The organism is Frondihabitans sp. 762G35 (genome assembly GCF_002074055.1).
Taxonomy (GTDB): domain Bacteria; phylum Actinomycetota; class Actinomycetes; order Actinomycetales; family Microbacteriaceae; genus Frondihabitans.
Genome location: NZ_CP014619.1, coordinates 3,053,567 through 3,067,810, shown reverse-complemented (window position 1 = coordinate 3,067,810; position 14,244 = coordinate 3,053,567). Strand labels below are relative to the sequence as shown.

Here is a 14,244-nt window from a genome sequence, read left to right as displayed (position 1 = left end):
GGAGGGGAGGTGCGGTCAGCCGAGGAGCGGGCGCTGACGGGCCCGCTGCTCGCGGTAGCTATCGAGCGCGGCGCGGGTGCTGTCGAGGGTCGAGACCTGGGCCACGGGGACGTCCCACCAGCCGTCGCCCTCGGGACCGTAGATCAGCGGGTCGCTGTTGACGTGGATGAACGTGCTCGTCGTCGAGGCCTTCGCGGTCGCCACGGCACGGGCCAGAGCGGGGATCGCGTCGGCGGTCGGGTCGATCTCGATGACGTCGATGCCGTAGCTCCTCGCGTTCATGGCCAGATCGACCGGCAGGATCTCGTCGCCCTGGAAGTCGAGGGCGTCGCGGTCGAGTCGGCGGTACAGCGTGCCGAAGCGGTCGGCCCCGACCGTCTCGGACAGGTGGCCGATGGAGGCGAAGCCGTGGTTCTGGATGAGGACGACGATGATCTTGATGCCCTCGGCGACGGCGGTCACCAGCTCCGTGTGGAGCATCAGGTAGGAGCCGTCGCCCACCATCACGATCACGTCGCGGTCGGGGGCGGCGCGCTTGACGCCGAGGCCGCCCGCGATCTCGTAGCCCATGCACGAGAACGCGTACTCGACGTGGTAGCCGAGGGGGTCGCGGACCCGCCAGAGCTTGTGGAGGTCGCCCGGCAGCGACCCCGCGGCCTGGACGACCACGTCGGTGGGGTCGCTGGCCCTCTGGACCGTTCCGATGATCTCCGGCTGGCCCGGCAGGGCGAGGCCGGACGGGGCGAACGTCTCGTCGACGAGGGCGTCCCAGCGCGCCTTCTCGGTCGCGATGCGCTCGGCGTAGGCGGACTTGACGGAGTGGCCGGAGAGCGCCGCCGTCAGCGCCTCGAGCGCCTCCCGGGCGTCGGCCACGACGGGGAGCTGCGACCCGTGCTTGTAGGCGTCGAACGACGCGATGTTCACGTTGACGAAGGTCACGCGGGGATCTTGGAACGCCGTGCGCGAGGCCGTCGTGAAGTCGCTGTAGCGGGTGCCGATGCCGATCACCACGTCGGCCTCGGCCGCGATCGCGTTGGCGGCGGCGGTGCCGGTGGCGCCGATCCCGCCCAGGTACTGCGGGTGGTCCCAGACGAGCGAGCCGCCTCCGGCCTGCGTCGTGCCGACGGGGATGCCCGTGAGGCGGGCGAACTCGTCGAGCCGCCCCTCGGCGCCCGCGTAGAGCACCCCGCCACCCGCGACGATCACGGGGCGCTTCGCCGCTCGGATCGCCGCGACGGCGCGGTCGAGGGGGCCGCGTTCGGGTACAGGGCGCCGGAGGTGCCACTCGCGCGGTCGCAGGAACTCCTCGGGCACGTCGAGCGCCTCCGCCTGGACGTCCTCCGGGAGGGCGATCGTGACGGCGCCCGTCTCGGCGGGATCGGTGAGGACCCTCAGGGCGGACAGCGCGATGGAGAACAGCTGCTCGGGAAGGTCGACCCGGTCGAAGAAGCGCGACAGCGGCCGGAACGCGTCGGTCACCTGGATCGAAGTGTCGTGCGGCAGCTCGAGCTGCTGCAGCACGGGGTCGCTCACCCGCGTCGCGAAGGTGTCGCTCGGCAGGAGCAGCGCCGGCAGCCGGTTCGTCGTGGCGAGGGCGGCCGCCGTGAGCATGTTCGCGGCTCCGGGCCCGACCGAGGCGGTGCTCGCGAAGGTGGCGCGGCGGCGGTGCATTCGGGCGAAGCCGACGGCCTGGTGGACCATCGCCTGCTCGTTCCGGGCCTGGTGGTAGGGCAGGAGCCCGGGACGCTCCACGTGCAGCTGCTTGAGCGCCTGGCCGACGCCGGCGACGTTGCCGTGGCCGAAGATCCCGAAGACGCCGGGGATCGTGCGCTCCCGGACGTCGCCGTCGACGGTCCACTGGTTGGCCAGGAACTCGACCAGGGCCTGGCCGACGGTCATGCGCTTCGTCGTCATCGACGTCGTCCTTTCGGTGCTGCGGTGGGGAGGTAGGGGAGGCGGGGGTCCGGCTCCTGCTCGGTCCACTGCGAGCGGACCCAGGCGTGGTTCGGGTCGTCGGTGATGTTCCACACCCGTTCCGGGTCGGGACCGGCCATGACGTTCAGGTAGTAGAGGTCGTACCCGGGGGCGGCGGCCGCGGGGCCGTGGTAGCCGAACGGGACGAGTGCGACGTCGCCCGTCCGGACGAGGCGGTTCACGTCGATCCGGCCGGCGGGCGAGCTGTAGGTCGAGAAGAGGCCGAACGGGTCGGATGCCTCGGGGGCCGAGGCGCCGCGGGTCACCTCCGACTCGAAGTAGTAGATCTCCTCCAGCCGCGACTCGACGCCGGCGACCTGCTCGTCGTGCTTGTGCGGCGGGTACGACGACCAGTTCTCGGCGGGGGTGACCACCTCGCAGACGAGGAGCTTCTGCGCGTGGAGGCCCGCCGGGGTCCCGAAGTTGTGGACCTGGCGGGTCGAGCGGCCCGCCCCGCGGATCTCCACGGGGATGTCCGCCGCGCGGAGCACCTGCACGTCGAGCACCTGGTCGGCAGGAGCCTCGGCCACCGCGACCCGCCCGGCGCCGCTCACCGTCGCGCTCGTCCCGACGCCGAGGTAGACGAGGTCCGCGGGCCCGTCGAACACGGAGGCGCGCCCCGCGAGGCGCTCCGTGCCGGAGCCGCCGCGGGCGTCGGCCCACTCGACGACGACGTCGCCCGTGAGCGGCACGACCATCCGCTCGACGTCGCCTGACGGCAGCGTCAGCGGGGCTTCTGCGCGCAGGTCGGCGACGCGGAGGCCCGTGTGCTGCCAGCCGGCGAGCCGGGTGTCGACGACGGACTCCCACCCGTCGCGCGCCAGCGAGCCGCGGGGGTGGAACCAGGAGGGATCGGTGCTCATGACGGGCCGGCTCAGTTCTGGGGGAAGCCCAGGTTGATGCCGCCGTGGCTCGGGTCGAGCCAGCGGGAGGTGATCGCCTTCTCGCGCGTGAAGAAGTCGAAGCCCTGCAGCCCGTACGCCTTGCTCGAACCGAAGATGCTGTCTTTGAAGCCGCCGAACGAGTAGTAGGCGACGGGCACCGGGATCGGCACGTTGATGCCGATCATGCCGACCTCGATCTCATTCTGGAATCGGCGCGCGGCGCCGCCGTCGTTCGTGAAGATGGCGGTCCCGTTGCCGAACGCGCCGGCGTTGATGAGGGCCACGCCCTCCTCGTAGGAGGCGACGCGCACGACGGAGAGGACCGGGCCGAAGATCTCCTCGGTGTAGACGCGGCTCGTGAGCGGCACCCGGTCGATCAGGGTCGGGCCGAGCCAGAAGCCGGAGGCGTCCCCGTCGACCTCGATGCCGCGGCCGTCGACGACGACGTCGGCGCCGTCCTCGAGGGCGACGTCGATGTAGGAGGCGACCTTGTCGCGGTGCTGCCTCGTGACGAGGGGGCCCATGTCGCAGCTGCGCCGGCCGTCGCCGATCGTGAGGCCGGCCATGCGGCTCCGGATCTTGTCGATCAGCTCGTCGGCCACGGGCTCGACCGCGACGACCACGCTGATCGCCATGCAGCGCTCGCCGGCCGAGCCGAACCCCGCGTTGATGGCGCTGTCGGCGACGAGGTCGAGGTCGGCGTCGGGAAGGACGAGCATGTGGTTCTTGGCCCCGCCGAGGGCCTGGACGCGCTTGCCGTGCCGGGCCGCCGTCTCGTAGATGTACTGCGCGATGGGTGTCGATCCGACGAACGAGATGCTCTTGACGTCGGGGTGCTCGAGCAGGCCGTCGACGGCCTCCTTGTCGCCGTGGAGGACGGTGAAGACGCCGTCGGGGAGGCCCGCCTCGCGGAGCAGGTCGGCGAGGAACATGGCGCTCGACGGATCTTTCTCGGACGGCTTCAGCACGACGGTGTTGCCGACGGCGAGGGCGATGGGGAAGAACCACATCGGGACCATCGCCGGGAAGTTGAACGGGCTGATGATCCCGACGACGCCGAGCGGCGACTTCGTCGAGTAGACGTCGACCCCGGTCGACACCTGCTGGGAGAACTCGCCCTTGATGAGGTGCGGGAACCCGGTGGCGAGTTCGACGACCTCCAGGCCGCGCGTGATCTCGCCCAGCGCGTCGGAGAGGACCTTGCCGTGCTCGCTCGTGAGGATCTCGGCGAGGTCGCCCTTCCGCTCGTTGAGGAGCTCGCGGAAACGGAACATGATCTGCTGGCGCTTCGTGATCGACATGTCGCGCCAGGCCGGGAACGCCTTCGCGGCCGAGGCGACGGCCTCGTCGACCTCGGCGCGGTCGGCGAGCGACACGGTCTTCGTGACGACGCCGAGCGCCGGGTCGTAGACGGGAGCGGTGCGGCCGCTCCGGCCCGGTCGCTGCGTTCCGTCGATCCAGTGGGCGACGAGGGGCAGGTCGGCCTGGCTCGACTGCTCGGTGGGGCTTTCGGTGGTCATCGTTCTCTCTGTCCGATCGGGGTGGGGGTGCGGCCTCGCGGGCCGCCTGTCGACGAGTGGGGGAGTCGCGGTCAGGTGCCCGCGGCGACGGGCGCGTGGACGAGGCCGGCCGCGATGTCGACGGCGCGGGCGACGTCGCCGTCCTCCGGGTAGAGCAGGGTGCGACCCACGACGAGGCCGCGGACCCCGGGCAGGGCCAGGGCATCGGACCAGCGGGCATAGGTCTCGACGGGAGCGCCCGCGGGGTCGCCGCCGAGCAGGAGCGTCGGGAGCGTGGTCGAGGCCATCACCCTCTCCATCCCGTCGACGACGGGGAGCTTGAGCCAGCTGTAGGCCGACGACTCGCCGAGCCCCGAGGCGATCGCCACGGACCGGATGACGGCGTCCGTCGTGAGATCGTTCACGATCCGGCCGTCGACCCACGAGCTCAGGAAGGGCTCCAGCATGATCGGGAGCCGCAGGGCCGCCGACTCGGTGACGGCGCGCGCGGTCGCCTCGAGGGTCGCCGCCGTGCCCGCGTCCGACAGGTTGACGCGCACGAGCAGCTTGGCGAAGTCGAACCGCGAGGCGGCGATGCTCTCGGCCGAGTAGGCGGTGAAGCGGTCGTCCATCTCGAACGAGGCGCCCTGGAGGCCGCCACGGTTCATGCTGCCGACGACGACCTTGCCGTCGAGGGCTCCGAGGAGCGCCAGGTCGTCGAGGATGTCGGGGGTGCCCAGCACGCCGTCGACACCGGGGCGGCCGAGAGCCGTGACGAGGCGGCGGAGGAGGTCGTAGCGGTCGGCCATGGCGCCGGAGTCGCCGCGCACTCCGAGCGCGCCGCGGGCCGGGTGGTCGGCCGCGACGATGAGGAGGCGACCGTTCTCGCCGAGGGGGGCGGGGCGGTTCCTGCCGGCCAGGATCTCGGCGATGCGGTGCGGCGCGGAGGCGCGCACGGAGCGGAGCCGCTCGAAGTCGGCGTCGGAGACGACCCGGTCAGACATGGAGGGACTCCTTCAGCACGGCCTCGACCTCGGCGGTCGTGGGCATCGCGGTCGAGCATTCGAAGCGCGTGGCGACGATCCCACCGGCTGCGTTGGCGAAGCGGAGGGTGCGGTCGAGCGACCAGCCCTCGAGGAGCCCGTGGCAGAGGGCGCCGCCGAAGCCGTCGCCCGAGCCGAGCCCGTTGATGACCTCGACCAGGTGGGCGGGGACCTCGACGCGCTCCTCGCGCGTCTTGGCGAGGACCCCCTTCGGCCCCTGCTTGACGATCGCGAGCTCGACACCCCGCTCGAGCAGCGCGTCGGCGGCCCGCTCCGGGTCGGTCTCGCCGACGGCGATCTCGCACTCCTCGCGGTTGCCGACGGCGACGGTCACGTGCTCCAGGGCCCGGGCGACCTCGGTCGTCGCGGCCTCGGGGGAGCTCCAGAACATCGGCCGGTAGTCGAGGTCGAGGACGGTGAGAGGCCGACGGGCGCGGGCCCGCCAGGCGACGTGATGAGCCTCGCGGCTCGGCTCGGCGCTGAGGCCCGTGACGGTGGCCCAGTAGACGCCGGCCCGCTCGACGGCGCCGAGGTCGAGCTCGGAGGGGTCGATCACGAGATCGGGAGCCGTCGGCTGACGGTAGAAGTAGAGGGGGAAGTCGTCGGGCGGGAAGATCTCGCAGAAGGTGACCGGGGTGTTGAGCCCGGCGACGGTCGAGATGAAGCGCGTGGAGACGCCCAGACGGCCGAGCTCCTCGACGATGTAGCGGCCGAACGGGTCGGCGCCCGTCCGCGTGATGACTCCCGACCGCCGACCGTGCCGGGCGGCCGCGATCGCGACGTTGGTGGCGCTTCCGCCCACGGACTTGCTGAACGTCTCGACCCGCTCCAGCGGCACGCCGGACTGCTGCGGGTAGAGGTCGACGCCGATGCGACCGATGGTGAGGACGTCGTCGGGCGTCGTGTCGGTGGTCGTCGTCATGCGGTCGTCGTTCCCTTCGGGGCGGGCGTGCCGGACTTCACCGTGTAGATGGCGCCGGTGCTGAAGTCCTCCTCGAGCTGCTCGAGCGAGCGGCCGTTCGTCTCGGGAACCCGCGTCACGGCGAACACGAGCGAGGCGGCGTTGAGCACGGCGAAGACGAAGAAGGTGGTCGAGATGCCGATTCCGGCGACCAGGATCGGGAAGAGGAGGCTCACGAGGAAGTTGGTCAGCCAGAGGATCAGCACCGTGAGCCCCATGCCGACGCCGCGGAGTCTCAGCGGGAAGATCTCGGAGAGCATCAGCCAGACCAGCGGACCGATCGTGCCCTGCATCGTGCCGACGAAGCAGATGACGAAGACGAGCACGACGACCGCTCGGACCGTGCCCTGCGGCAGCAGGAGCGACGAGAGACCGATCAGGAGGTGGAAGAGGGCGACGCCGGCGAACCCGAAGATGAGCATCGTGCGGCGGCCGACCCGATTGATGATGCGGAGCGCGACCAGCATCGCGACGACGGCGATGACTCCGGCCCCGACGTTCGCGATCAGGGCGCCCTGCTGCGAGAAGCCGGACTCCTCCAGCACCTTCGTGCCGTAGTACATGATCGAGTTGATCCCGGTGAGCTGCTGGGCGATGGCGAGGCCGATGCCGATGAAGAGGATCTTCCGGAGCCACGGCTCGGCGAGGAGGTCGGCGATGCGGGCGCTCTTCGCCTCCTTCTCCTCCTCGGCCAGCTCGCGCACCTCGGCCATCTCGGCGACGGCGCGGTCGTGGCTGCGGATCTGCTCGAGGACGTTCAGGGCGTCGTCGTCGCGGCCCTTGGCGATGAGCCAGCGCGGGCTCTCGGGCACCCGCATCATGCCGATGAACAGGGCGATGGCCGGGAGGACCGCGACCGACAGCATGGAGCGCCAGACGTTGTCGTGTTCACCCCAGACGCTGCCGATGACGGCGTTGATGGCGAAGGCGGCGAGCTGCCCCGAGACGATCATCAGCTCGTTGCGGCTCACGAGGCCGCCGCGCTGCTCGGTGGGGGCGAGCTCGGCGAGGAAGACGGGCACCGTGACCGACGCACCGCCGACCGCGATGCCGAGGAAGAAGCGCGCCCCGGTCAGGAACTCCCAGGTCGGCGCGAGGACGCAGGCGAGCGCCGCGAAGAAGAAGAGGACCGCGAGCGTGTTGATCGTCGGCTTGCGGCCGAACGCGTCGGAGATGCGGCCGATGAAGAAGGCACCGACGGCCGCGCCGACGAGGATGGCGGCGACCATGATGCCCTCGCTGGTCGGCGTCAGGCCGAGGCTCTTCTCCATCGACGTGAGCGCGCCGTTGATCACGCCGGTGTCGTAGCCGAAGAGGAGGCCGCCGAAGGTGGCGATGACCGCGACCGTGCCGAGTCGCTTCGTGTGCGGCCCCGAGACGAGTGCGGGGAGGGCGACCCGCTGGGCGCCTCCTGACGTGTGGGTGACCACGATTCCTCCGTTGGTTGTGGCTCCTGGCCCCGCGTCGCTGCGAGACCCCGCCCGATTTCGACGACAGGACGAGACTAACTTTGTGACTATGTCCTGTCAATACGACTACGTCACCTCGAGCTGTCGGCACGAGGGTGCTGTCGTCGAGTGCCATTCTTCCCGACTCGGCCGCGCAGGAGCCACGGCGCGGGACTTTGGGCACTGGGACGACGGCGGGTCACCCGCGACGCTCTCCCCATGACCATCACCCTCGCGCCGGCCATCGGCTCCCTGCTCGCACCGAGCAGCGGCCGACTCATGTCCCGTGTCGCCGAGCGCCTCGGGCGGTTCCAGGCGGAGGCGGAGGAGTCGCGGCGACCGCCGCTCGGACGCATCCTGCTCGTCTGCGGTGACGGCTGCAGCACGGCGCTCGTCGCGGACCACGTCGGCGCCGCGCTCGCGAGCGGCAACAGTGTCGTCCTCGCGTTCGTCGAACAGCCGTCCCCGTCGCTGCGGTTCTTCGTCGACCGGTTGACCGCTGCGCTGCCGCCGTCGGCGTTCGAGTGCCTCCGGGACACCGGGGGTTCATGGGCGCTGCTTCCGCACGTCTACGTCGTCGCCGTCCTCACGACCCTGCACATCGTCGTCGGGGACGCACGCCGACGTCACGGCGACGCGTCGCCCGGCCACGGGTCGCCGCGCGCGCTCCTGCGCCTCTACTCCGCGCCCGGCCCGAAGAGCAGCAGCTCGACGCCGTGCTCCGCGACGTCGACGGTCACCGGTGCCGTCCCGTCGGACGTCGGGAGGCCGAGGTCGCCGCGGGAGAAGGTCAGTCGCTGCGGCCCCGCGAGGGAGAAGACAGCGACGGCCGTCTCCGACCCGATCCTGCTTCGCCAGACGACGAAGTCGCTGTCGCGCACGATCTCCCGCTGACCTGACCCCTCCTGGCTGAGGCGCTGCAGGAGCGGGTCGGCCAGGAGGGCGAGCAGCTCCGGTCGGGTGTCCGGCAGATGCCCGCCGAGGAAGAGCGGCGACCGGGCGATCGCCCAGAGGGTCAGCATGCTCCGCTGCTCGTCCGGCGTCAGCCGCGACTGGCGGTCGTCGCCGCGCTCGGCCCGGATGCCGATGCGCCCGAGCGGCAGCATGTCGAGGTCGGGCCAGCGCCCGTCGCCGGCGAAGGGGGCCCAGCGTGCCGCGCGCTGGAACTGCTCGCGGAGGTCGTCCCAGGTGTCCCAGAGGTCGTCGCTCACGCGCCAGAGGTCGGCGTGGGCACCGAGGTGTTCCGCGCGCTCCAGCGACAGCTGCCGCCCCGGCGACAGGCTCAGGGCGATGTCGCGTCCCGACCGCTCGATGGCCAGCGCGTACGCCTCGATGTCGCGCTCGCGGTAGGGGAAGAGGACGTCGTCGAGCTTGATGAGGTCGACGCCCCAGCCGGCCAGCATCGCCACGAGGCCGTCGTACCAGGCCTGACCGGCCGGATGATCGAGGTCCACCCCGTAGTTGTCGGGGTTCCAGGTGCAGAAGGCGTCGCGGTCGGCAATCCGATCGGCGGTCACGTCGGTGCCCGCGACGGGGAGCCCCGCGTCGACGGCGGACCGCGGGATGCCCCGCATCATGTGCACGCCGAAGCGGAGGCCCAGGTCGTGCACGGCTCCGGCGAGCGGGCCGAATCCTCGTCCGTCGGCCGCCGACGGGAAGCGGTTCACGGCGGGCTGCGGGCGTCCGTGATGGTCGAGGGTCGGCTCGGACACGGGGCGGTAGCCGTGGCTCCCGGTGACCGCTTCGGCCCACTGGATGTCGACCACGATCGTGTCCCAGTCGGCGGGGAGCAGGTGGTCGTGCATCCAGCGGGCGTTGTCGAGGACCTCCTCCTCGGTCACGGTCGTGCCGAAGGCGTCCCAGCTGTTCCAGCCGCGCGGGGGCGTGGTCAGTCGTGCGCGGGTCATGCGGTGCCCGCCCTTCCCACTCGTCGTCGTCGTGTCCGTCCATTGTCCATCGGGTGTGTCCCCCGCGCGAGAGCGATCAGGTCAGACCGAAGCCGAGCTGCAGGCCGAGGCTCGTGACCGAGACGACGACCCAGAGCAGCCCGCCGAGGAGCAGGGGTCGTGCTCCTGCCCGCCGGAACCCCGCGAGATCGGTCGACAGCCCGATCGCGGCGAGGGCGACGGTGATGAGGAAGATCGACACCGCGCTGAGAGGGGCGTGCGTCGACTGCGGGATGAGCCCAATGGAGTTGGCTGCGGCCACGACGACGAATCCGATCAGGAACCAGGGGACGAGGCGGAAGACGTTGGGCCTCCGTCGCTGAGGGGCGCCTCCGAGGGCGACCTGGTCACCGCCCTCGCGACCGCTGATCCGGCGTCCCGCCCACGCCGAGAGAAGCAGGGCGATCGGGATGATCATGAGGGTCCGGACGAGCTTGACGACGACGGCGAACTGCGTCGCGGCCGGCCCGTAGGTGGTGGCGGTGGCGACGACGGAGGACATGTCGTTGACCGCGGTGCCCGCGAAGAGACCGAAGGCGTGCTGGCTGAGTCCCAGGGCGTGGCCGAGGACGGGGAAGAGCAGGACCGCCGCGACGTTGAAGAGGAAGATCGTCGAGATCGCGTAGGCGACGTCGATGCTGACCGCGCCGATCACCGGCGTCACGGCCGCGATCGCCGAAGCGCCGCAGATCCCCGTGCCGACGCCGATCAGGGTCCGGAGGTCTCCGATGATGCCCAGGGCCCGCCCCAGGAGGTAGGCGGCTATCCCGCAGACGAGCAGCGTGCCGAGCATCACCGGAAGCGATTCCAGGCCGACGCGGCCGATCTCCGCGAGGGAGAGTTGAGAGCCGAGCACCACGACGGAGAGCTGCAGGATGAACTTGCTCGCCGTCGTGATCCCGGGCGCGAACCGGGCGCCGGGGCGTCGGATCGTCGCCAGTGCCACGCCGAGGACGATCGCCGTCACCGGGGCGCCGACGAGCGGGACGAAGCGGCCGACGACGGTCGCGACGATCGCGATCCCGAGGGCGAGGCCCAGGCCGGGGAGTCTGGCGGAGAAACCGGTGCCCGGGGCGGGGCTCGCGGTCGCGGTGGAGGAGGTGCGCTCGGTCATGCCCCCATGGTCGTCGCGCGCGTCCGCGGGCGGAACGGTCACCCCGCTGTGGCGTCACAACGGGCCGTTGTGACCGCCGACCCTCGGTCAGGCCCGGAGGGTCGCGAAGAGATCCTCGGCGAGGGGAGGCAGCGGTAGCGAGCGTCGCCAGAGGGCCGTCAGCGGTCGGGTGAGCGCGAGACCGGTGACGGGGACACGGCGCAGGATGCCCCGGGCAAGGTCGTCCTCGACGGTGGCGAGACTCACGACCGCCGGGGCGACACCGGCTGCGACGGCGGCCCGGATCGCGCTGGTCGTCGAGAGGACGGCGCGGGGCTCGGGCATCGGCTGCTCCTGCCCCAGGGCGTTCAGCGCGAGTTCGAGGGTCCGCCTCGTTCCCGATCCGGCCTCCCTCACGATCAGCGGAGTGGCGGCGAGCTCCGCGGCGGCGAGGGGCTCCGCGCGGGCGGCCCAGGGGTGCTGCGGCGAGACCACCACGACCAGGGAGTCCTCGCGGATCGTCGCCGAGGCCAGGTCGTTCGGGATCTCCGGCGTCTCGATGAGGCCGATGGCGGCCTCGCCCCGACGCACCTGGTCGATGACGAACGCGGAGTTGCCGGAGGCGAGTCGGAGCGTGGCACCGGCTCCGGCACGCTCCTGGAAAGCGGCCATCCAGCGCGGCAGGAAGTGCTCCGCGATCGTCTGGCTCGCCGCGACGGTGAGCACGGCGCTCGCCGACGGTCGCAGGGACCGGAGCGAGAGGGCCAGGTGGTCGGCGGCCTCGAGGACGGGCGCGGCCCACTCCGCCACGAGCCGGCCCCGAGGAGTGAGCGCCGACCCCTGCGGTGTCCGGTCGACGAGGGTGAAGCCGAGCAGGCTCTCGGCAGCCCGGATCCGCGACGACGCGGCCTGCTGCGACAGGCCGACGCTCTCCGCGGCGCGTCCGAATGTGCCCGTCGCTCCGATGGCCGCCAGGATGCGCAGCGTGACGAGATCGGGGACGGCTTCGGTCACGACACCCCCGCGCGCGCTGCCGTCACGGGCTCCGGAAGCGCGACGGGCTGCCGTCGACGGCAGACGAGGATCAGGACGAGGCCGACCACGGCGGCCAGGATGGCGACGTCCTCGTTGATCTTGAGGCCGGCGAAGTAGAACTCCGTGGGGTCGTCGCGCATCGACTCGAGGACGGCCCGGGCGGCTCCGTACCAGAGGAAGTAGAAGCCGATCGCCTGTCCGCGGTGGAACGCGAAACGGCGCTCGAGGAGGAAGATCAGCAGGAGCGCGCCGCCGATGTTCCAGATCATCTCGTAGAGGAACAGCGGCTGGAACAGGGTCCCGGGCGGGGTGTTCGGCGGGTAGGCGGGGCTGCTCGAACTGATCTGGAGCCCCCACGGCAGCGTCGTCGGGCTGCCGTAGAGCTCCTGGTTGAAGTAGTTGCCGAGCCGGCCGAAGGCCTGCGCGAGGAGCAGCCCGGGGGCCAGGGCGTCGGCGAAGGTCAGGAAGCGGACCCCGGCCCGGCGGCAGCCGATGTAGGTGCCGATGGTCCCGAAGAGGATCGACCCGAAGATGGCGAGTCCGCCCTCCCAGATCGCGAAGATGTTCCAGAGGTTGTCGCCGGCGGCGAAGTAATCGGTCGGGTGCGTGACGACGTGGTAGAGCCGGCCGCCCACGAGGCCGATCGGGATCGTCCAGAGGGCGATGTCGATGACCTTGCCGGATTCGACGCCTCGCCGGACGAGCCGCCGGTTGGTGACCGCGACGGCGATGATCATCCCGACGAGGAGGCAGAGAGCGTAGAAGTGGACCGTCAGCGGGCCGACCTGGACGAAGCTGATGGGTGGAGAAGGGATTCCTGCGGCAGCCAGCACTCTCGACCTCTCTCTTGGGGGCGTCCCGTCCGACGAACGGTGCGGACGAATCCTACGACCGCCCGCCAAGGGCCCGGTGCCCGCCAGCTCCGTCTAGCGCGCGACCCCCGCCACCCCGAGCCCGGTCACGGTCCCCTCGACGGCCGCCGTCTCGACGCCGTCGGGCCACCGCAGGCGGACGCCCCGCTCCAGGGTCAGAGACCCCATCTCGGCCGTGGCCGCCAGCTCCGACGCCATGCGCGACCGCCCGGGACGGTCCGCGGTGAGCATCGCGAAGCCGGGGAAGCAGGAGAGCCAGTCGCCCAGGGCCGCCGACGCCGGAGCCGGGACCGCGTCGACGTCGATCACCGCGCCGTAGCCGCTGGCCTCGGCGAGCATCCCGGCCGTACCGACGAGGCCGGCCATGCTGACGTCCTTGGCGGCGGCGGGGCGGGCTCTCGCGACGGTGGCCGCGAGCTCCTGCAGCTCGGAGGATCGGCGGATCTCGGTGGAGTTCCACTGGGAGCCGTGGTGTCCGACGCGCCAGTCGCCCGCGAGGTCCGCGGTGAGCGAGAGCCGATCGCCGAAGCGTCCGCCGCCGCCGGGGACGGGGTGCGACGTGCGCCCGAGGGCGGTGACCGTGAGCGACGCGGGGACTCCGACCTGCGTGTGGCCGCCGAGGATCGGGATGCCCCAGGCGGCGGACGCCTTCCGGAGACCCGACATCACGCGGCGCACGAACGCCGCGTCGCGACCCGCGACGGCGTCGAGGAGTCCGGTGGCCGTGGCGCCCATGGCGGTGAGGTCGTTGACGTTGACGAGCACGCCGCACCAGCCGGCCCACTCCGGGTCGCGCTCGACCATGGAGGGCAGGATCGCGTCGCACGCGGCGATGACGTCCGTCCCGGGTACGGGAGCCCCGTCGTCGCCGACCCAGCCGGGGCCGCCGAGCGACGCGTCGGCCGCGTCGCCACAGGCCGAGTGCGGTTCGAGGAGCACCGCGAGGTGCGCCTTGGTTGCGTCGACGAGGCGCTGGTAGCGGTCGATCGGCCAGCGCATGGTGAGGTGGTCGACGCCTCCGACGACGGTGGACCCCGTCTCCTGCCAGCCGAGGCGCCGGAACAGGACCGACGACCGCGTCTGCACCGTCGCGTCGAACCGGATCACGCCGAGCTGCTCCGCGAGGGCGCTGGCGGCGCTGACCAGGGCCGACCCGATGCCGGCCGCGCTCCGGGCGGAGGGGGCGACGACGAGTCGGCTGCCGGTCCACCAGCCGATGTCCCGCGGGGTCGCGGGAGCGATCCGCACGCCCCCGACGACGGTCCCGCCGGATGCCCGGGCGACGAGCACCACGGTGCGCGGATCGTCGTCCAGCCCATCGCGGTCGGTGCCCGCGAAGAGGCCCTGCTCGTCGACGAAGGCGTCGTGCCGGAGGCGGCGATAGGCCGCGACGTCGGCGGCGTCGGCCCGCACGACCAGGAACTCGAGGGCGGGGGCCGGGCGGGCGGGTGCCTGCCCCATGAGCGCCGGCACGTCGATCAGGGTCACG

11 protein-coding genes are annotated in these 14,244 nt (G+C 71.9%); all 11 read right to left on the bottom strand.

From position 1 onward, the window contains the following. Positions 1-15: 15 nt before the first annotated feature. Entirely contained in the window at positions 16-1,914 is a 1,899-nt protein-coding gene (gene iolD, locus AS850_RS14505) for a 3D-(3,5/4)-trihydroxycyclohexane-1,2-dione acylhydrolase (decyclizing) (protein ID WP_119869758.1), read from the bottom strand. Next, positions 1,911-2,837, bottom strand: coding sequence for a 5-deoxy-glucuronate isomerase (gene iolB / locus AS850_RS14500; RefSeq protein ID WP_119869757.1), 927 nt, complete (start codon positions 2,835-2,837; stop codon positions 1,911-1,913). The genes iolD and iolB overlap by 4 nt, the downstream gene beginning before the upstream one ends. An 11-nt stretch (positions 2,838-2,848) precedes the next feature. Beyond that, a complete protein-coding gene (locus AS850_RS14495; protein WP_119869756.1) occupies positions 2,849-4,378 on the bottom strand; it encodes a CoA-acylating methylmalonate-semialdehyde dehydrogenase in 1,530 nt (509 codons plus the stop codon). Positions 4,379-4,449: 71 nt separating this feature from the next. Beyond that, positions 4,450-5,361: a Cgl0159 family (beta/alpha)8-fold protein gene (locus tag AS850_RS14490; protein ID WP_119869755.1), complete on the bottom strand. Its 912-nt coding sequence runs from the start codon at positions 5,359-5,361 to the stop codon at positions 4,450-4,452. Then, positions 5,354-6,322 carry a 5-dehydro-2-deoxygluconokinase gene (gene iolC / locus AS850_RS14485; RefSeq protein ID WP_119869754.1) on the bottom strand — a complete coding sequence of 323 codons (969 nt, stop codon included), beginning with the start codon at positions 6,320-6,322 and terminating at the stop codon, positions 5,354-5,356. The genes AS850_RS14490 and iolC overlap by 8 nt, the downstream gene beginning before the upstream one ends. After that, on the bottom strand, positions 6,319-7,791 hold the full coding sequence (locus AS850_RS14480; protein WP_164088472.1) for a sugar porter family MFS transporter: 1,473 nt from the start codon (positions 7,789-7,791) through the stop codon (positions 6,319-6,321). Before AS850_RS14480 ends, iolC begins: the two co-directional genes overlap by 4 nt. Before the next feature lie 695 nt (positions 7,792-8,486). Then, positions 8,487-9,716, bottom strand: a complete 1,230-nt coding sequence (locus tag AS850_RS14475) for a glycoside hydrolase family 27 protein (protein WP_119869752.1) — start codon at positions 9,714-9,716, stop codon at positions 8,487-8,489. A gap of 76 nt (positions 9,717-9,792) precedes the next feature. Beyond that, positions 9,793-10,869, bottom strand: coding sequence for a YeiH family protein (locus AS850_RS14470; protein ID WP_119869751.1), 1,077 nt, complete (start codon positions 10,867-10,869; stop codon positions 9,793-9,795). Positions 10,870-10,956: 87 nt separating this feature from the next. Continuing rightward, positions 10,957-11,862, bottom strand: coding sequence for a LysR family transcriptional regulator (locus AS850_RS16345; RefSeq protein ID WP_164088471.1), 906 nt, complete (start codon positions 11,860-11,862; stop codon positions 10,957-10,959). Next, positions 11,859-12,716: a prolipoprotein diacylglyceryl transferase gene (gene lgt / locus AS850_RS14460; RefSeq protein WP_119869750.1), complete on the bottom strand. Its 858-nt coding sequence runs from the start codon at positions 12,714-12,716 to the stop codon at positions 11,859-11,861. Before lgt ends, AS850_RS16345 begins: the two co-directional genes overlap by 4 nt. Before the next feature lie 93 nt (positions 12,717-12,809). Continuing rightward, positions 12,810-14,243, bottom strand: coding sequence for an MSMEG_0567/sll0787 family protein (locus AS850_RS14455; RefSeq protein ID WP_216819774.1), 1,434 nt, complete (start codon positions 14,241-14,243; stop codon positions 12,810-12,812). Between the last annotated feature and the right edge of the window lies 1 nt (position 14,244).